The following is a 19040-nucleotide window of genomic DNA, read 5'->3' on the forward strand; positions in this document are numbered from 1 at the left end:
GCTTCTTTTTTGTGCAAAAACGTATGGGATTTAGTAACTTTTGGTATATATTAATCGTATATAAGATGGAATTCATTCCAGAACATGGCTGGACACACGGACGACACACGGAATCGTTATGTTAACAACAGAATGCTAAAAGGAGAGTCGGCCATGGTCAGAACAGTGCTTCTGGTGGAAGACGAAAGCCGCATTCGTGAGATTGTGGCCGATTATTTCATAAAAGAACAATGGAACGTTATTGAAGCAGAACATGGGGTAGAGGCGCTGGAATTGCTGGCACTGCATGAAGTCGATCTAGTCATTCTAGATGTGCTGATGCCGGAAATGGATGGATGGACCCTCTGTGGGCATATTCGTTCCCAGTCGACCGTACCTATTATAATGCTGACTGCCCGATCCGAAGATGATGACAAGATTCATGGCTTCCAGCTCGGCGTGGATGATTATGTTACGAAGCCATTCAGTCCTCGTGTACTGGTGGCACGTGCAGAGACATTAATGAAGCGAGTAGAGGGTGCCGTTAGCAAGGAGCAGAGTGTGATCCGGTTTGGATGTGCCACAATTGATCCCTGGGCGCGGCGGCTTGAGAAGGATGGAATCGAAGTGGAGCTTGCTCCCAAAGAATATGACCTGCTGCTGTATTTAACTCGCAATCAGGGAATTGTACTGTCCCGTGATGCCATACTTAATCGGGTATGGGGATATGATTTTGATGGCGATTCGCGTGTGGTGGATACCCATATCAAAAAGCTTCGCAGCAAACTTGGGGATGAAGCCAAGTGTATCCGAACCGTTATCGGTACGGGTTATCGATTCGAGGCCGAGGCATGAGACGTAACGGTGTAACGATGAAACTGTTTCTGGTCATGGCCGGGTTTCTGCTTCTTCTATATGGAACAACGGTGATCGCCCAACTCGTCTGGTTCCCGGACTTTTACCAGCATCAGAAGATCAGCAGCATTAAGAAAAAATTGACGAAATTCGAACAACAATATTCCACGGGACATTGGAACGATGTGCAGCTGGCCAAGGAAACCGGGAAGTTCATGCGGCAGAATCAGTCGCATCTAGTCATCCTGACGAATACAGGTAAGCTGGTCAATGACCCATTTCACATCGTGCTTCTGCAAGAGGATGGCAAGCAGGTAAATATATCGCTGTCGTTGTTTATCAACAGCGAGAACGCAGGATGGCTTGCTTCACACTTGAAGTATGGTCAGCAATTGACCGTTACAGGCTCAGCAAGTGGAATGAATGATCCTATGGTTTATCCACTCAGGATAAAGGATCAGAGCTCCGTGGTCAGTGGAACGGAAGATTTTCAGGAGTTAACAGAGCCGGTAGAAGAATGGTCAGGAACATTGAAGGACGTTGTTCTTCCCAACCTGGGGACATGGAGCCAGAGACAGGGTCTGCTCGTGCAGGCGCTGGATAGCCGCTTCCCACTATCTACGGAAGACCAGCTCAGTCTCGCCAACGGAAAAATGATTAATGAGGAATGGACCGATAGCTGGAGTGGTGTACGAAATGTGCTTACCATTGCTCCGGTGCACAGCTCGGGACCCCAGCAACAGCTCATTTTTTCCCTGACGTCCCTGCAGGAGATGAGGGAGGCGAGTGAAGCTACACAACTATTTTATGCGTATTTTGGTATTGCTGCATTTGTGCTGATTGTGTTCCTTTCACTGCTTCTGTCCCGAATTGTCACCAAGCCATTGCTTGCCCTGAACCATGTTGCCAAAAAGATGTCCACCCTTGATTTCACAGTGAAATCGCCCATCCGCCGCAATGACGAGATTGGCAGTCTGTCCAACAGTCTCAACGCGCTGTCGACGACATTGGGTCAGACTTTGGAAGAACTAAGGCAGGCGAACAGTCAGATGCGTACCGATATGGAGATGAAGCAGCGGATTGAACAGCGTCAACGAGAGTTTTTTGCCGATGCATCCCATGAGCTCAAAACGCCTATCAGCATTATCAAAGGGTACTCCGAAGGGTTGAAAGATGGAGTCAGTGAGAGCAAACGTGAGCGTTACATCGAGATCATTGCCGATGAAGCGGTCAAAATGGAAACGATGGTCGAAGAGATGCTGGATCTGGTACGGTTGGAATCCCAAGCGATTAAGCTGAACACCGATGCAGTGGCTCTTGGAGATATGATTGAAGATATTGCCGGACGTCTGGGTCCACAACTGAAGGAAAAGGAACTGGAGGTTGTACTGGTCTCCACCACAGAGCAGACCGTTGAGGGAGACCGCAGCAAGTTGGAGCAAGTCTTCTACAATATGATGATGAATGCTATACGTCATGCCGTTCCTAAGACCGATATTATGATTGAGATCAGCAGGCCGGAAGGGCAGGTTCGAATCTCCATCGAGAATCAGGGTGAGCAGATTTCGGAAGCGGAGCGGCAGTACATCTGGGAAAGATTCTACCGCGTGGAACGCTCGCGTAATCGCAAAATGGGGGGGACCGGGCTTGGCCTGGCCATCGCGAAGCAGATTCTCGATTTGCATGGATGCAGTTATGGCGTGGAAAACACGCCGGACGGAGTCCGTTTTTATATTATTTTTCCTAATGCTTAGTACGAAGGGGAGTCAAGTCTATGAAATCTTTACCGTCCATTCTAACGTTGGGCAACTTAACTTCAGGCATGCTAGCTGTCATTATGGCTATTCATGGTGAGTTTGCGCTGGCCGTGACGATGATCTGGGTAGCCATGTTCTTTGATCTGTTTGACGGGTTTGCAGCCCGCAAGCTGCATTGCGAGGGGGAATTCGGCAAAGCGTTGGATTCATTAGCTGATGTTGTTTCGTTCGGGACCGCACCCGTGTTGATCCTATATTTGAACTCCATGAATGAGGTAAGTGCACTGGGTATGGCGCTGACAGCATTATTCCCGGTTTGTGGTGCATTGCGTCTTGCCCGTTACAATTGCCAGAAGACAGCAAGCCATGGTTTTGTGGGTATGCCGATTACGTTTGCAGGCGGTCTTATGTCCTTTTTCGCGCTCTGGAGTCCTTATTTTACTCATGGTGTAGCCTATCTTGTCATTATCGTATTATCCGGTCTAATGGTTAGCCAAATCCGATTCCCGTCTCTAAAACAAGTGCTAGCCCCCCATGAGAAGGATATTGTGGAACCGAAATAAGGAGCGAGTCAGTATGGAATTTGCAAGAGAATTTATTGGTCAATATGGTTATTTCGCAATTTACGGACTGCTGGCTCTTGGCGTGATTGGCATGCCTATTCCGGATGAGGTGATGATGACCTTTGTCGGTTATCTCGCCTCCATCTCGGTGCTGAATTATTCGGTGTCCATCGTTGTCAGTTTTGGTGGAGCGTTTACTGGAGGACTTCTGAGTTACACGATTGGCAAGAAGGCTGGCCGGCCACTGGTTGAGAAGTATGGTAAATGGGTCGGGGTCAACGCCAAACGGCTGGGCAGGGTGGAGTCCTGGTTTTTGAAATACGGGTACTGGTCCATCATACTGGGCTACTTCATTCCAGGCATTCGTCATCTGATGTGCTGCTTCTCCGGGATCAGCCGTATGGCTATCGGACGATACGTCCTTTTCTCCAGCATTGGGGCATTTATATGGTGTGTTGTGTTTATATCGATCGGCTTTTATGTAGGTGTGTTAACTTAAAATGGGACAGCCTGTTATGAACTGGCGAGGATAAAGACCTCTTGTTAATGGAGTGGTCTTTTTTTGTTTGTGTTTAATAAACTCCCTTGAAAAATGAAAAGCCCACCGCAATATGCACGGTGAGCTGATAATAAATTTGGCTTCACCCATTCAAATGGGATTCCTCAATGCCTTTTTCAACCTGTGGCTCCCCTTTTTTGCGTGCAAAGGTGATTTTGAGTAAAGGTGGCGTAACCAGGGTTGTAACGATAACCATGATGACCACACTGGTGAAGTACTCAGGGTCGAGTAATCCGGAAGCAAGTCCAGTGGAAGCAATAATGAGAGCAACTTCCCCTCGGGAAATCATGCCTGCACCGATGGCGAGGGAGGATGAGCGATCAAATCCGGTCAAACGCGCACCTGCTCCTCCGCCCAGAAGCTTGGTTACAATGGCGATGAGACTGATGACGATAATGAACCAGATCTGTGAGCCCACGCCGTCAAAAGTCACGTTCAAACCGATGCTTACAAAGAATACCGGAACAAAAATCCCGTACGCGATCGGTTCAAGTTTCGTTTCGACCTCATGTTTGAAGTTCGTTTGAGAGATGGCGATACCTGCCGCAAAAGCCCCTATAATGCCTGCAACACCCATCCATTCTGCAAAGTACGAAAAGCCAAAACAGATGATTAATCCGGCTGTAATAACGGTCTCCGTGACCTTCAGCGGTGCCATCCACTTCATAATGCGTGGAACAAGGAACCAGCTGGCAGCGATAATAACAACAAAGAATAACAGCTTCTTGCCAATGAGCAGAGGGATTGAAGTATCGGTTGCCCCTGTTCCGAGCAAACTCATCATGACAGCGAGGATGACAACAACCAGTACATCATCGACGACAGCGGCTCCAAGAATTGTTGTACCCTCACGAGAGCTGAGCTGATTCATGTCTTTTAACGTTTGAACTGAGATGCTGACCGAAGTGGCACAGAACAGAAGTCCAAAGAACAAAGCGTGTGTCTGCGACATGCCGAACGCAGCGGCAGCTCCATAACCTCCGATGAATGGTAAAATGATACCACCCACGGCAACCGCAAAGGCTGCCTTCCAATTTTTCTTCAATTGCTCCAGATCCGTTTCGAGTCCAGCAATGAACATGAGCAGTAATACCCCAATTTCGGACATATAGTGGATGAAATCATCGGGTTGTACCCAGCCGAGCAGGGCAGGTCCAAGAATAACACCGACGATCAATTTGCCCAATACCGATGGTTGACCGAGTCTTACCGATAAATCTCCAGCCAACTTGGTGAAAATAAGAATGAGTGCGAGTACCAAAATAAATTCCATAGTTGTTCTCCCTTCCAGTAATAGCGTTTATAGGGTAACCAGCCCAAGGGAAGATCATTCCAGCCTTAAAAACAGAAAAAGGCATAAAACGGCGTATGTTAGTGTGCCGCTTTATGCCTTAAAAAAAGACAAGGAGGGCCCTTGGTGACAGGCTCCTCCAGTTCAACGCGTATGTGATTAATTACATTAATTATACCATGAATACAGGGTGGGGTAAACCAGTGATGGTGGGCTTTTAATGAAAATGGCCTGAAGGGGGCACTTTAAAGGTATCTGACGAGGCTTTTTGTTCAGAGTGTTGTCACTTAACAGTCGAGAAATGGCAAGATATAATGAGATAGAACATAGAAGTTAGGATATGAGGAGGATTTTTCATTGGGCAAACAGGACAAAGGGGACCCGAACATTCAATCCAATCAGATTGCCCCGACCAGTAATAAAAATTTTGCAGGTCTCATTATTACCATTTCCATTATCGCCAATGTCATTATTTTATTGTTGTTCTTTGCACCGTCGATCGGATACAAAGGCGATGTAGCCTTTGACATTACAGTGTTGCCGCGGTTTAACGCCGTTTTCAACAGCTTCACCTTTATCTTCCTGCTTGCGGCCCTGATTGCCATTATCAAGCGGAATGTGAAATTGCACAAACGTTTCATCCTTGCTGCATTTTCAACGACCCTTTTATTTCTCGTTACGTATCTGTCGTTCCACTATTTGTCTCCGGAAACGTCCAAATACGGCGGGGAAGGCATCATTCGTTCCATCTATTTCTTCATTCTGATCACACACAGCATCCTGGCAGCCATTATTGTGCCGCTGGCTCTGTTCACTCTGGTATGGGGCTGGACGAATCAGTTGAAGAAACACCGTAAAATTGCTCGCTGGACGATGCCAATCTGGCTCTACGTGAGTTCAACGGGTGTAGTTGTATATCTGATGATGGCACCTTACTATTAATAATTTCACATATCATGGGCATATCCGGCTCGCCTTGCGGGTAATGGTTTCATGGAAGGAGGATTCACGCTTATGTACAGAGTCGTATTAATTCGCCATGGACAGAGTATGTGGAACGTGGAGAACCGTTTTACCGGTTGGACGGATGTGGATCTGACGACCGATGGATACGGAGAAGCGCGCAAAGCGGGAAAGATCCTGAAAGAACAGGGTTTTGACTTTGACTACGCTTATGCTTCAGTCCTCAAACGCTCCATTCGAACACTGGATATTGCACTTGATGAAATGGACCGGATGTGGATTCCGATCACGAAGACGTGGAAACTGAACGAACGTCACTATGGTGCACTGCAGGGATTGAATAAACAGCAGACTGCGCTGAAGTACGGTGAGGATCAGGTGAAGGAGTGGAGACGCTCCGTTAGCGTATCTCCCCCAGCACTGGACGAAACTGATGATCGTTATGTTCAGGATCAGGACAAGTATCAACGGCTGGGCTGCACCATCCCACGTACCGAGAACTTGATGGATACATCGAAGCGGGTGCTGGAGTATTGGAATGCAGAGATCAAACCGGTTGTGTCAGCGGGCAAAAGGGTACTTATCTCCGCGCACGGGAATACGCTCCGTTCACTCGTCATGCATCTGGACCAGATGTCCGAAGCAGACGTAATGGCGCTTAATATCCCGACAGGCATTCCGCTGGTCTATGAACTGGATGAAGATCTACATCCGATCGGGCATTTCTACCTGACTGCGGATGGCTCCACCTACAAACATGAGGAAATGACTCATGTCGCACCACCGTCCGATTGACAGGACGATTGTTATGACTAAGCAGGTTATACAGTAGTAACAATGATCTCGACTTATACATCATGTTAGAAGATGGCTCCTGAATTTTCATTTTCAGGGGCCATCTTTTTTACGCTGTAATAGGCCATTCTCTAATTTTAGCGATCGCATCTGACGTTTCGTTTTTCTCCCACAGGGTAATCTCAAGCAAGACACGATGTACATTAATCCTGAAGGAGGAACAACATATGTCTAAAAAAAGTGGAATTATTGTAACAGCCATTGGAGCAGGCGTGACTTACTTGATGAGGAATAAAGAAGCAAGGGATAAGCTGTTCAGTACGGTATCAGGACTGATGAAAAACTCTAGTCCATCTTCAAAACCGTCTTATGGAAGCAAAAAAGGTTCACGTGTGATTTAAAATAGATTTTGGCATAGAGTCAATTAGCATGAGAAGCCCGGAGCTGGTATGGTCCCGGGTTTTTGTGTGCGCTCATATGTCATATGCGATTTTTGCCAGCAAGAATGATACAATGGAAACTTGCAGAACGTATGGAAGGGGATGTACAACATATGAAGAAAAATCGTCTGGGTTCATCCGAACTCATGGTTGGTGAAATTGGGCTAGGCTGCATGTCGCTTGGAACCGAAGTGAAACCTGCCGTAGCCTTGATTCATGAAGCATTGGATCGTGGCGTTAATCTTCTGGATACCGCTGATCTGTATGATGCAGGATTAAACGAAGAAATCGTGGGCCAGGCCATCCAGGGACGCCGGGATCAGGTCATTGTGGCAACCAAGGTTGGTAATCGTCGCATACCGGGAAAAGAAGGCTGGTCATGGGACCCGTCCAAAGCTTATATCAAACAGGCTGTACGAGACAGCCTGAAACGGCTGCAGACAGATTATATCGATCTGTATCAACTGCATGGTGGCACTCTGGATGATCCAATTGAAGAGACGATCGAAGCCTTTGAGGAACTGAAGCAGGAAGGTCTTATCCGGTATTACGGCATATCCTCCATCCGGCCTAATGTGATTCGTGAATATGTGCAGAGAGCTTCCATTGTCAGCGTGATGAATCAATACAGCGTTGCGGATCGCCGAGCCGAAGAGGAAGTATTACCTTTATTAGAGCAAAAGGGCATTAGCGTTATCGCTCGTGGACCTGTGGCAAGTGGGGTTCTCGCCGATTCTGGTGCTGCCAAGGCAGATAAGGGTTATTTGGATTATACTCCTGAGGAGTTGCACATCATACGAGAAGGCCTGGGCCGTTTGGTTACAGACAATCGCAGCATGGCTCAAGCGGCCATTCGTTATGCTTTGGCGCATCCGGCTGTTGCCGCTGTCGTGCCAGGAGCCAGTTCGAGAGAGCAGTTGTTGCATAATATCGCTGCTTCGGAATCTGCACCACTTACGGCTGCGGAGATTAACGAAATACGGGAGCTGAGTCCCGCCAATCTCTACAAGCAGCACCGTTAAACGTTGGCGGCCTATTTTCAATTGTAACTATACGAGGTACAATGAAGGTCAACCATAAAGAATCAAATAAGGGAGAGAAGACATATGGAAAGAATTCAAAGTGAACAACAATATCGCGATACAATTAATTCTGACGGAATGACCGTCATTAAATTTGATACAACCTGGTGTCCGGATTGCAAAAACCTGGATCGCTTTATCGGGGACGTTATCGACCAGCATGCGGATAAAACCTTCTATGCCCTCGATGCAGAAGAGTTCCTGCCGTTTGCTGAAGAGAATGGTGTACGCGGCATTCCAAGCCTGCTCGTATTCCAGAACGGCAAGAAAATTGCACATCTGCACAGCAAATGGGCAAAAACGCCTGCTCAAATCTCGGAGTACCTGCAAACTTTGGAGTCCAAGGTATAACCATAATCAGTTCGTTTAGTTCGCAGTAGTTATATGAAACGCCTCCTATCGCTGATAGGGGGTGTTTTTGCTGTGGGGGAGGGGTGTAAAGGCCGAAATGAAAATCCGCTTGTTGAAAAGGTTGTGTGAAATTAAAAATGGCAACCTGGTTCCGAAAGGAACAGGCCGCCATTGGCTTTTTTGTTACATGACTTGAAGATAGGGTTACATCATTAAAATGATAAAGAATACGGCTGCCAGCACGAAGCGATACACTGCAAAGACGGTCAGACTCAGTTTTTTCAAAATAGACAGGAACGTCTTAATGGCAAGCATGGCTACGATAAATGCGGCAATGAATCCAATCGCGAAGATCGGGAAATCGCTGGTATTCAGATGATCGATACTTTTGTATAGATCATATCCTGTGGCTCCAATCATAATCGGCACAGAGACCAGGAATGTAAATTCTGCTGCGGCAACTCGGCTTACCCCTGCGAACAGTCCACCGGAGATCGTCGAACCGGAACGGGAGAAGCCTGGCCATAATGCGAGAATTTGAAAAAGACCCACTACAAATGCCTGTTTATACGTAATATCGTCTACATCATGGGTTGTAATGCGCTCGCTGCGGTGGCTCCAACGTTCAGCGATAATCATCAGAATACCACCAATAACAAGACTGTACAGCACCGTTTGTGCTCCAAACAGATGCGCCTTGATCCAGTCCCGGAATACAAGTCCAATGACTACGGCAGGAACCATCGCCAAAAAGATATGTATGAGGTTCAGGCGGGAGGTGTAGCTCCGTTTGCCTCCGGTGAAGCGGAACATATCAATGAATTTGTTCCAGTACAGCACAACGACAGCTAGTACAGCTCCGAGTTGCACAACCACCTCAAACGTTTTGACTGACTCGTTGTCCTCCGATAATCCCAGCAAGTGGGCAGTCAGAATCATGTGTCCGGTTGAGGACACGGGCAAAAACTCAGTCAAACCTTCGATGATGCCCATAATAATCGATGATATAAAGTCCAATTCTCTTCCTCCTTGAAATGCAGATGACAGCTTATAGGCTGTCCTGCGTGACAATGCCTGCTCATTAGAACAAGGCTATCATCTATTATGATCACAAATGCGCCCAACTTCAACTTATGCTCGTAATGAATTGTTTAAAACCATATTGACAAAAACCTAGTTATCCAATAGGATATACATTAACTGACTGACTGATCAATCGGGAGGATAGGCAAATGTCTAAAAACAATCATTTGGAACCCGGAGAAGAACGCCGGGACCAAATTATACGCATAGCGATGGAGCGTTTTGCGACCCAGGGCTACCATCAGACGAAAATTTCCGATATTGTCCGGGAAGCCGGCGTCGCGCAAGGCACTTTTTACTGGCACTTTAAAAGTAAGGAGGCCATTGCGTCGGAAATTGTACTGACCGGCAGGGAGAAGCTGCTTGAAGCGATCGGACAAGGCTACCGCAAGGATGCCGGATCGGTTGAGGATATGGTGAGAGCTTCGGAACGGCTGTTTACCGACTTATTCTCCTTTGCAGCGGACAATCGTTATTTTATGGAGTTGTTGCTTAAAGGCATCGTGTCGGAGGATTCGGTACGCCGTCTGGTCGAGGAGACACGTAATGCAGTGGAACAAGCATTTCGCCACAACATGCAACGGGCCATTAAGCTGGGCATGCTGCCGGAATCCATGGATGTACCGCTTCGCGCTGCGCTGCTGGTTAGCATGATTGAAGGCATGATTACGCGCTGGCTGTTTGGCTCGGAGGAGTTGCACAGCAAGTTTTCATCAATGACAGCAACAAAGCTCGCAGCTGAGGCGGCAAGCTTTGAATTTTATGGACTGCTCGGCACATAAAAGTGTGCTGGCCCTGGAGCTTTATTTTCAACAACTGGATTAAATATTCACATGATTAAGCCAGCAGCAGGGAATAATGGGTACAACTGCAGTTTAGGAAGACAGGAAACAGAAGTTTCAACAAGACATGACTACATGGATGAGAGGAAGTTAATGACATGAATAAAACATATGGAATGAAATCTCGCAAAGGCTGGACATTACCAGCCCTGCTGCTAATGACCGTGCTGGTACTCAGCGCTTGTGGCAGTAAAACTACGGACAATGGAAGCAGCAATGGAGCACAAGCGAACAATGAACTGGAGCAGATCAAGTCTGCTGGCGTCATCAAAGTGGGAATGATGGGCACGTACGCTCCATACAACTTCCTGAACGATAAGAAAGAAATGGACGGCTACGATGCAGATATCGCACGTGAGGTTGCGAAGCGTCTTGGAGTTAAGGTGGAATTTGTATCCCAGGAGTTCTCCGGCCTGACACCAAGTCTGCAAGCCAAAAAGCTGGATGCCATCATCAGCCAGATGACGATTACCGATGATCGGAAGAAAGTACTGGATTTCAGTGATCCGTATATTACGAACCAAGTCAAAATCATTGTGAAAAGTGATAATAATGACATTACCAAGTTGGAAGATTTCAAAGGAAAAACGATTGGGGTAGGTCTGGGTACGAATGATGAAACGTATCTGCGTAATGAAGTGCTGCCGAAAGTGGGCGACTTCACGATTAAAACCTATGACGATGTTATCTCTTCACTCAAAGACCTGAATGCTGGACGGATTGATGCCACAATCAACAACATGTATGCGCTGAAACCCATTGTGGATGCCAACGGATTGAAAATCAAAGCCGTAGGTGAACCGATTAAGAGTGACCAGGCAGGTATTGCTGTGCGCAAAGACAATCCGGAACTCGTAGCAGCACTGAATGATGCACTGAAAGGCATGAAGGATGACGGTACGTACAATACCATCTTCAAAAAATGGTTCGGTGAAGAGCCTGCGCAATAATGAACCGGCAGGGCGAAGGGAAGTTTGATCCATGGAATTGGTATTTGAGAATATCCCCTTCTTTCTGAAGGGGGCATATTACACGCTGTATGTAACTGTGATTTCAATGTTTTTTGCTTTTATCATCGGGTTGCTCGTCGCTATCGCGCGTCTGAAAGGACCGATGTGGCTTAGAATGATCGCCCGTTTCTACGTATCCATCATGCGGGGAACCCCGCTGTTGGTGCAATTATTCGTTATTTATTATGGGCTGGTCGATTATGGCGTAACCTTGGGCTCGCTCACCGCAGCCTGTCTCGGGCTTAGTCTGAATGCGGGTGCATTTCTGTCGGAGACGTTTCGCGGAGCCATTCAGGCGGTACCGAAAGGGCAGACGGAAGCTGCATACGCAACGGGGATGACCCCGGCTCAAGCGATGAGACGGTTTATCTCCCCGCAGGCTGTGCGCATTGCCATCCCGCCGATGGGTAACACCTTTATTGGCATGCTGAAGGAAACATCACTTGTGGCGGCGATCGGTGTTACCGAGTTATTGCGGTCAGCACAATTGCTTGTATCACAATATGCGGTGAATATGCCGTTTTATCTGGCGATTGGCGTGATCTATTGGATTATGAGTATCGGCTTCTCGGCCATTCTGGAACAAGTGGAGCGCCGGCTTGCCCGGGCTTACTGATAGGAGGGGAGAACCGGTGATTACAACAACAGGATTGACCAAACGTTTTGGAAAAAATGAAGTTCTCACAAATATAGATCTGCATGTCGATGCGAAAGATATTGTTGTTCTGCTGGGACCCAGTGGATCGGGCAAAAGTACGCTTCTGCGCTGTCTGAACGGTCTGGAAGAGCTCTCTGGCGGCAAGATTGAAGTGAATGGTGTAGTGGTAGACAGTTCAGACTCGCAGCGAATCCAGCGGGCACGGGTACTTGAAATCCGTCGGCAGACAGGCATGGTATTCCAGCAGTTCAATCTGTATCCGCACAAGACGGTGCTTGGCAATGTGATGGAAGGTCTCGTGACTGTGAAAAAAATCAAGCGGGACGAAGCGGCCGAACGCGGCCGGATTCTGCTGGATCGGGTCGGTCTGTCGGACAAGCAGGATGCATATCCATCCCGTTTGTCCGGTGGACAGCAGCAGCGCGTAGCGATTGCCCGCGCACTTGCCATGGAGCCTGAGGTGATGCTGTTTGACGAGCCTACCTCAGCCCTTGATCCCGAACTGGTGGGAGAAGTGCTCTCCGTTATGAAGGAGTTGGCACAGGAAGGCATGACGATGCTGGTCGTTACGCATGAGTTGAAGTTCGCCCGGAATGTGGCTAACAAAATCGTCTTTATGGCGGATGGATCAATTGTGGAAGAAGCGAGTCCACAGGCCTTTTTTGAACACCCGACCCAGGAGCGGACACGAAGATTTTTGCAGCAAATTACTGAATTCTAAGAAAGAAGGATAAACATCATGAATGTAACAACGGTATGGAAAGGCAAACGCGCATTTACTTCCGAAGGACCCTCTGGCTACGCGGTTGGCATGGATGCCACAGCAGCCTATGGTGGTGACAGCAAGGGTGCTACACCCATGGAATTGTTACTGGCAGGTCTCGGAGGTTGTATGGGGATCGATATCACGATGATTCTGGACGCTTTCCTGGACAAAATTACTGGCATTGAGATTGAAGCACAGGGTACACGTAGTGAAGGTATGCCGAAAGGATTTACTTCCATTGACCTGATCTTCAAGGTGGACGGCGATATCCCGGATTATCGGATCTGGAAAGCCATCCAAATGGCTGAAGAGAAGTATTGTGCAGTTTCCGCTTCGCTTAGCGCTGATATTCATCCCAAGCTGATTCTTAATGGGGTAGACACACCCCGTCCATAACGGGACGGACATGGTTAAAGTATACAATGAAGAGGCACTTCCAATCATGGGAGTGCCTTTTTGATTGTTCTAACATTTCGACCATTAGGAAGTAAGGTCACGCTGGATGTTGAGCAAGGTCCCAGATGCCCATAATTTCGGTGATAGCCTGATCAAGCGTTGCAAAAGGGATACCGTCCCGGGCTTGTGTAGAAATGCCTTGCATAAAGGTATCAAATACGGTGGTCAGCATTGCCACATTCGTGGAGGCAGGCAGTTGGCCGATTTCCACAGCGCGCTGGATGCAAGCCTGCAGGCGGTTGCGAGTCAGCTTTCTTTTCTCGGCGGTTATGTCACGGATATGATTGTTTTTGGAAGAACATGTGCTGGCTGACAGCACAATTAAACAGCCAGATGGATGTGCGCTGTCTGTTTGCATTTTGGCGGTACTTCTTAAAGTTGTTTCAATCGCTTCTCTTGGAGATAGCGTAAGATCTGAGAAGCTTTCCGTAACGCGTCCAAATGAACCCATATATCGTTCTACCGCTTCTTTATAAAGAGCTTCTTTGGATTCAAAGGCTGCATAGAAGCTGGCTGCTGAAATATCCCCCATGACCGCTCGAAGTTGAAGCAATGAGGTGGCTTCGAATCCTTGTTCCCAAAAGAGCATCATTGCCTGCAACAGGGCTTCATCCCGATCAAAAATGCGCGGACGTCCGGTTCTTGCCATTAGAGATTCCCCCTCGTTTTTCTTAATTATATACTAATCGATCCAAAAGTCGTTGACAAGGTAGGAGAGGGTGGATAATATAAAGAATGATCGATCCATAATTCGATTCTATGTCCTATATTATCTAAAAAGGAGCTGCATAGATGTCCGATAAATCTTCTCAACGTTTCCCATGGTTTGGGCTGCTGGCCTTAGCGATGGCTGGTTTTATAGCTATTATGACTGAAACTCTTCCCGCGGGGTTGCTGCCGCAAATCAAGGAAGGGCTGCAGGTCTCTGAGGCAGGGGCAGGGCAGCTTGTCACATTTTATGCAGTAGGTTCTCTGATTGCCGCCATACCTGTGGCCGTGCTGACAAGGGGCTGGCGACGCCGTCCGCTTTTACTTCTAGCGATTATCGGTTTTCTGATTTTCAACACGATTACAGCCCTCTCTTCAAACTATGTATTGACCCTTGTCGCTCGGTTTTTTGCCGGTGTTGCAGCCGGTGTCTCCTGGGGCCTGATTGGCAGTTATGCACTACGGATGGTGCCTGATCATCTCAAAGGCAGGGGCATGGCTGTTGCGATGATCGGTACACCGATTGCCTTATCATTCGGTGTTCCTGCAGGTACATTGCTGGGTTCCTTTATGGGCTGGCGCTCGGTATTCTGGCTGATGTCGCTGCTGGCGTTTGTATTGATCTTCTGGGTGCTCTGGAAAGTACCCGATTATCCGGGGCAGTCTGCTGATCAGCGCATTTCTTCAATAAAGGTACTGCTGACTCCTGGCGTAATCCCCATTCTGGCTGTCGTTCTGGCCTGGATGCTTGCTCATAATATTTTGTACACCTATATTGCTCCTTTCCTCGCCGATGTCGGTCTGGAATCAAAGGTTGGACTTATGTTACTTGTATTTGGCCTGATGGCATTGGTGGGCATCTGGATTACAGGTATTCTTATTGATCGTTGGTTGCGTATGCTGGTTCTCATCAGCCTTGCGGGCTTTGCCCTGATCTCTCTGGTATTGGGTCTTTGGAGCGAGCACATTGCCGTTGTATTTAGTTCAGTTGCGCTCTGGGGTCTAACATTTGGCGGTGCGGCTACACTGTTGCAGACCGCCCTTGCCCAAGCTGCCGGGGAGCAGGGTGTGGATATCGTTATGCCGATTAATACGACCGTTTGGAATCTCGCTATTGCTATTGGTGGATTGGCGGGAGGTGTGCTTCTGAATCAATGGGGAGCCTCGTCCTTTACCTGGGCCATCCTGTTCCTATCACTTATAGCTTTAATTGTTGCGCTGCGTGCCAAAGGACACGGTTTCCGCTCAGCACGCAGCCGCTAAGCCATCTGTTTTACTTCCTACATTAGAAATAGTTATACAAACTTCATGTTTGTTTTTCACTCAGCATACAGCCTTTTTTTGAAGCCCTCTTGCAGGGCTTTTGCTGTTATGTGGTATGATGAATTGGAAGGGCAGGCGTAATATGTACTGACCTTTATATGTAAGCGCTTATAAGCGACGGAAGGTGCAGATATGTTTAAAAGGCTCATAAGAACATCCAACAATCTTAAATTAAAGCATAAATTGCTCATATCCTATGTACTTGTCGTCATGATTCCGGTACTAATTATTGGACTTGCTGTAACCGGATACTTTCGCAAGCAGGCGCTGGACAATGCCATTGGACAGACGATCAACAACGTAGACAAGGTCAAGAGTCAGACCATCACACTACTGCGTGTGCCTACGGATATTTCCAACATTCTGATGTTCAACAATGAACTGAAGGAAATTGTGAACAAACGATACCAAAGCGTTGTGGAGCTGACCTCGGCTTACCTCGCGTATAAAGATTTTCAGGAATATAAGCGTCTGTACCGTGAGGTTGCGGGCATCCGGTTTTACTCCACCAATCCGACGCTGATCAACAATTTGGAGTTCATTCCTGTGGACAAGCAGACCGAGGAGAGCTATTGGTACCAGAAGGCACTGAAAACGACGAGCATCGGCTGGTTTTATATTCCTGACAAGGGAGATAATCCGGTGCATAAGCTCAGTCTGGTTCGCAAAGTGCCTTTTGCCGAATATCGGACCGAGGGTGTGCTGATGATTGTAATCAATCAGGATGAGCTGAATGGATTATTACGTCAGGAACCGTTCGAGACGTTGATTACGGACGAACAGGGTTATGTGGTTGCGGCCAAAAATACCGAACTAGTGGGCAAGACGCTGGACGAGCTTGATTTTGGTGTAGATCTACAAAATCAGACCAAAGGCACAATTGAAGCAGATTTTCGGGGGGAGCCATCCAATATTGTCATTGATGAGCTGCGCCCTGGATCGAGCATGAACAGCCTGAAGATCATTTCCGTTTTTGCCACCAAAAATATTGTCAAAGACGCGAATACCATTAGCATGATCGGTATGCTCTTCATTACGCTTGTGCTGGTCATTGCATTGTTGCTTGTTTATATCATTTCGTTTCTCACGTCAAACCGATTGTTACGCCTTAGCAAACATTTGAATAAGCTCGCACTGGGAGATCTGAACGTCACCTCCCGCATTGACGGGAATGATGAGATTGGGCAACTGTCGAGGCAGTTCAATTACATGGTGAAGAGTATTAATGAACTGATGACTCAGGTGGTGGAGGCAACGGAACAGAACAATCAATTGGAAATTGCACAGAAAGAGATTAAACTGAAAATGATGGCCAGCCAGATCAATCCTCATTTTTTGTTTAATGCACTGGAGTCGATCCGTATGAAAGCCCATATCAAAGGCGAGGCGGAGATTGCCAATATTGTCAGGCTGCTAGGCAAACTGATGCGCAAGAGTCTTGAGATTGGCAGCGGCAAAACGACGTTCAGAGCCGAACTGGAGATGGTACGTTCTTATCTGGAAATTCAGAAATTCCGTTACGGCGATCGGCTTGCTTTCCAGATCCATATCGATCCGGAGGTGGAGAAGATGTACATTCCTCCTTTGATCATTCAGCCTCTGGTTGAGAATGCGATTGTGCATGGTTTGGAAAATAAAGAGGGCACGGTCCGTGTGAATATAAATATTCGTTTGGTGGAGGATGTCGTTCAGGTGCGTGTCGATGATGATGGGGCAGGCATTACGCCGGAGCGTCTGGCTGAAGTGATGCAGTTCATCTGTGGACCGGAAGAACAGGAGAAGAGCCGGATTGGCATGCGTAACGTACATCAACGTTTAACGTTGACTTACGGCGAGCCATACGGATTACAGATTAAGAGTGTGTACGGGGAAGGAACAGAGGTTTCTTTCACCTTGCCAGTAGGAGGAGACCAGCATGTATAAAGTGTTATTGGTAGATGATGAACCTAGCATACGTGAAGGACTGACAACGATCATTGATTGGGAAAAATACGGCTTTCAGGTGATTGGTACAGCTGCCAGCGGGCGTGAGGCCATCACCCGCTTCGAAGAGCTGGAACCGGACCTGACGATCATCGATATTCGCATGCCCGGCATGACCGGGCTGGATGTGATTGAAGAAGTGCGGCAGCACCATCCGGAGTCGCACTTTCTGATCCTGAGTGGGTACGCGGATTTTGATTATGCCAAGAAAGCCATCAGTTTTGGCGTGGATGGGTATCTGCTCAAACCGGTGGATGAAGAGGAGATTATCAGTGAGCTGGAGCGGATCTCTGTGATGCTGACAAGGGAGCGTCTGACACTGGCCCGCCATGCTGGTGAGGATACAGCCTACCGGGAGCACCAAATTGAAGCATTGCTTTTCGATAGCCTGGAAGGTACAGAAACGATGGAAGCAAATGCTCTAGGATTGAATTGGTCGCAGTATCAGGTTGTGCTGCTGGAGATGCATGCCGAACCTGATTTACAGCGTGGTAGTGTAGTGAAACGCAGACTGGCGGAAGCTTTTGACCAGAAAGATCGGGGCATTGTGTTTTCGTTCCATTCCGGACTGGGACTGTTATGTAAAGAGCCTATTTTGACTGTCCAATCTGCCCAGAGTTTATATGATGAGTTGGAAGGGCTGCTGGGAGAGTGGAATATTCACATGTACGCGGCAGCAGGTCAACCTGTAAACTCCACAGCAGACATCGCACATTCCTATAATCAGGCCAACGGCGTATTGGGCGGACGTTTCCTGTTCGCGGAACAACGTATTATGTTATGGAACGAAGGCGAGAAGAGCAAAAGTGCTTCTGGGCCGGTTATTGCGCTGGATGAAGTTAGTGGTGAACCGGATGAAGCAGAATTGGCGGACAAGCTGTATTATGCGCTCGACATTCGGAGTAGCGAGTCCGTGAAGCGTGTGCTGACCGAAATCGAGGAACGTCTGATCCCCCATCATCAGACAGAACAGGCGATTAAGACGGCGTTCTCCCAAGTGTTTTCATTGGCTATTAACAAACTTGCGGCAACGAATCAGCATATGCAATCTATTATGCAGGAGCATTCCGTTCTAATTACGGAGGTCTACCATCAATTAACGTTACTGGATCTCAAAGTAATGGCTGCTCAACACCTGAACCGGCTTATTCAGCGCATGGGTGGAGGAAGCAAGGATACGGTACTGAAACAAATGATTGAATTTATCCGTCGTAATCCCGGCGAAAATCTCAAGCTGGAGGTACTCGCTGAGGTATTTAACTACAATAGCAGTTATTTGGGCAAGCTGTTCAAAAACCATACCGGGGAATATTTCAATGCATTTCTCGATAAGGTCCGAATGGAGAAGGCGAAGGAACTTCTCGATGAAGGCTTAAAGGTGCACCAGGTTGCCGCGAGGGTGGGGTATGCCAACGTGGATTACTTCCACGGCAAATTCAAGAAGTATGTAGGGGAATCGCCTTCCGCATACAAACATGCTAGAGAGCTTGCTAGATCACAGCCCAAAGATTCTTCAGGAGAGCCAGAACGGGAGTAGCCCATGTTTCAGAGGATGGTACTTCTGGAGTTTGGTATT

General features: G+C 47.7%; 20 protein-coding genes. 17 read left to right on the forward strand and 3 right to left on the reverse strand.

Annotated elements, in window-relative coordinates; genetic code table 11:
• Window positions 1-153: 153 nt before the first annotated feature.
• From A6049_RS21050 to A6049_RS21065, 4 genes are read left to right on the forward strand one after another with little or no spacing between them, the layout of a single operon-like run.
• Window positions 154-834, forward strand: a complete 681-nt coding sequence (locus tag A6049_RS21050) for a response regulator transcription factor (protein ID WP_063566537.1) — start codon at window positions 154-156, stop codon at window positions 832-834.
• The gene (locus A6049_RS21055) at window positions 783-2588 is read left to right on the forward strand and encodes a sensor histidine kinase (protein WP_143038168.1); all 1806 of its coding nucleotides are present in this window, start codon (window positions 783-785) and stop codon (window positions 2586-2588) included. Before A6049_RS21050 ends, A6049_RS21055 begins: the two co-directional genes overlap by 52 nt.
• Before the next feature lie 20 nt (window positions 2589-2608).
• Window positions 2609-3154 carry a CDP-diacylglycerol--serine O-phosphatidyltransferase gene (pssA, locus tag A6049_RS21060; RefSeq protein ID WP_063566539.1) on the forward strand — a complete coding sequence of 182 codons (546 nt, stop codon included), beginning with the start codon at window positions 2609-2611 and terminating at the stop codon, window positions 3152-3154.
• Window positions 3155-3167: 13 nt separating this feature from the next.
• On the forward strand, window positions 3168-3653 hold the full coding sequence (locus A6049_RS21065; RefSeq protein ID WP_063566540.1) for a DedA family protein: 486 nt from the start codon (window positions 3168-3170) through the stop codon (window positions 3651-3653).
• Window positions 3654-3795: 142 nt separating this feature from the next.
• On the opposite strand, the gene A6049_RS21070 is transcribed toward A6049_RS21065, so the two are convergent.
• On the reverse strand, window positions 3796-4986 hold the full coding sequence (locus tag A6049_RS21070; RefSeq protein WP_063566541.1) for a cation:proton antiporter: 1191 nt from the start codon (window positions 4984-4986) through the stop codon (window positions 3796-3798).
• A 375-nt stretch (window positions 4987-5361) separates the two neighbouring features.
• Here A6049_RS21070 and A6049_RS21075 point away from each other — a divergent pair, with 375 nt between their 5' ends.
• The 5 genes from A6049_RS21075 to A6049_RS21090 all read left to right on the forward strand — a co-directional run bounded on the left by A6049_RS21075 (window position 5362) and on the right by A6049_RS21090 (window position 8635).
• A complete protein-coding gene (locus A6049_RS21075) occupies window positions 5362-5946 on the forward strand; it encodes a DUF420 domain-containing protein (RefSeq protein ID WP_170867957.1) in 585 nt (194 codons plus the stop codon).
• Between the two features lie 72 nt (window positions 5947-6018).
• Window positions 6019-6762, forward strand: a complete 744-nt coding sequence (gene gpmA, locus A6049_RS21080) for a 2,3-diphosphoglycerate-dependent phosphoglycerate mutase (protein WP_063566542.1) — start codon at window positions 6019-6021, stop codon at window positions 6760-6762.
• Between the two features lie 227 nt (window positions 6763-6989).
• On the forward strand, window positions 6990-7163 hold the full coding sequence (locus tag A6049_RS33350) for a hypothetical protein (RefSeq protein ID WP_161490622.1): 174 nt from the start codon (window positions 6990-6992) through the stop codon (window positions 7161-7163).
• Between the two features lie 152 nt (window positions 7164-7315).
• Entirely contained in the window at window positions 7316-8224 is a 909-nt protein-coding gene (locus A6049_RS21085; protein ID WP_063566543.1) for an aldo/keto reductase, read from the forward strand.
• An 84-nt stretch (window positions 8225-8308) separates the two neighbouring features.
• Window positions 8309-8635: a thioredoxin family protein gene (locus A6049_RS21090; RefSeq protein WP_063566544.1), complete on the forward strand. Its 327-nt coding sequence runs from the start codon at window positions 8309-8311 to the stop codon at window positions 8633-8635.
• A 204-nt stretch (window positions 8636-8839) separates the two neighbouring features.
• On the opposite strand, the gene A6049_RS21095 is transcribed toward A6049_RS21090, so the two are convergent.
• The gene (locus A6049_RS21095; protein WP_063566628.1) at window positions 8840-9628 is read right to left on the reverse strand and encodes an undecaprenyl-diphosphate phosphatase; all 789 of its coding nucleotides are present in this window, start codon (window positions 9626-9628) and stop codon (window positions 8840-8842) included.
• 239 nt (window positions 9629-9867) lie between these two features.
• Between A6049_RS21095 and A6049_RS21100 the strand changes: the two genes are divergently transcribed.
• From A6049_RS21100 to A6049_RS21120, 5 genes are all read left to right on the forward strand, one after another.
• Window positions 9868-10500, forward strand: coding sequence for a TetR/AcrR family transcriptional regulator (locus A6049_RS21100; protein WP_095206179.1), 633 nt, complete (start codon window positions 9868-9870; stop codon window positions 10498-10500).
• A gap of 176 nt (window positions 10501-10676) precedes the next feature.
• Window positions 10677-11510, forward strand: coding sequence for a substrate-binding periplasmic protein (locus A6049_RS21105; RefSeq protein WP_063566629.1), 834 nt, complete (start codon window positions 10677-10679; stop codon window positions 11508-11510).
• Between the two features lie 31 nt (window positions 11511-11541).
• A complete protein-coding gene (locus A6049_RS21110) occupies window positions 11542-12186 on the forward strand; it encodes an amino acid ABC transporter permease (protein WP_063566546.1) in 645 nt (214 codons plus the stop codon).
• A 16-nt stretch (window positions 12187-12202) separates the two neighbouring features.
• Window positions 12203-12949, forward strand: a complete 747-nt coding sequence (locus tag A6049_RS21115; RefSeq protein ID WP_063566547.1) for an amino acid ABC transporter ATP-binding protein — start codon at window positions 12203-12205, stop codon at window positions 12947-12949.
• 18 nt (window positions 12950-12967) lie between these two features.
• Window positions 12968-13390, forward strand: coding sequence for an OsmC family protein (locus tag A6049_RS21120; RefSeq protein WP_024631426.1), 423 nt, complete (start codon window positions 12968-12970; stop codon window positions 13388-13390).
• 97 nt (window positions 13391-13487) lie between these two features.
• Here the strand turns inward: A6049_RS21120 and A6049_RS21125 are convergent, their stop codons facing one another.
• The gene (locus A6049_RS21125; RefSeq protein ID WP_063566548.1) at window positions 13488-14099 is read right to left on the reverse strand and encodes a TetR/AcrR family transcriptional regulator; all 612 of its coding nucleotides are present in this window, start codon (window positions 14097-14099) and stop codon (window positions 13488-13490) included.
• 143 nt (window positions 14100-14242) lie between these two features.
• Here A6049_RS21125 and A6049_RS21130 point away from each other — a divergent pair, with 143 nt between their 5' ends.
• The 3 genes from A6049_RS21130 (at window position 14243) to A6049_RS21140 (ending at window position 19001) form a co-directional block, all read left to right on the forward strand.
• Window positions 14243-15421, forward strand: coding sequence for an MFS transporter (locus A6049_RS21130; RefSeq protein WP_063566549.1), 1179 nt, complete (start codon window positions 14243-14245; stop codon window positions 15419-15421).
• A gap of 192 nt (window positions 15422-15613) precedes the next feature.
• Window positions 15614-17404 carry a sensor histidine kinase gene (locus A6049_RS21135; protein ID WP_063566550.1) on the forward strand — a complete coding sequence of 597 codons (1791 nt, stop codon included), beginning with the start codon at window positions 15614-15616 and terminating at the stop codon, window positions 17402-17404.
• Complete coding sequence (locus A6049_RS21140) at window positions 17397-19001, forward strand: response regulator transcription factor (RefSeq protein WP_063566551.1); 1605 nt, start codon at window positions 17397-17399, stop codon at window positions 18999-19001. Before A6049_RS21135 ends, A6049_RS21140 begins: the two co-directional genes overlap by 8 nt.
• Window positions 19002-19040: the final 39 nt, after the last annotated feature.

Origin of the sequence: Paenibacillus sp. O199, assembly GCF_001636635.1 — a bacterium.
In the GTDB taxonomy this organism is placed as follows: domain Bacteria; phylum Bacillota; class Bacilli; order Paenibacillales; family Paenibacillaceae; genus Paenibacillus; species Paenibacillus marchantiae.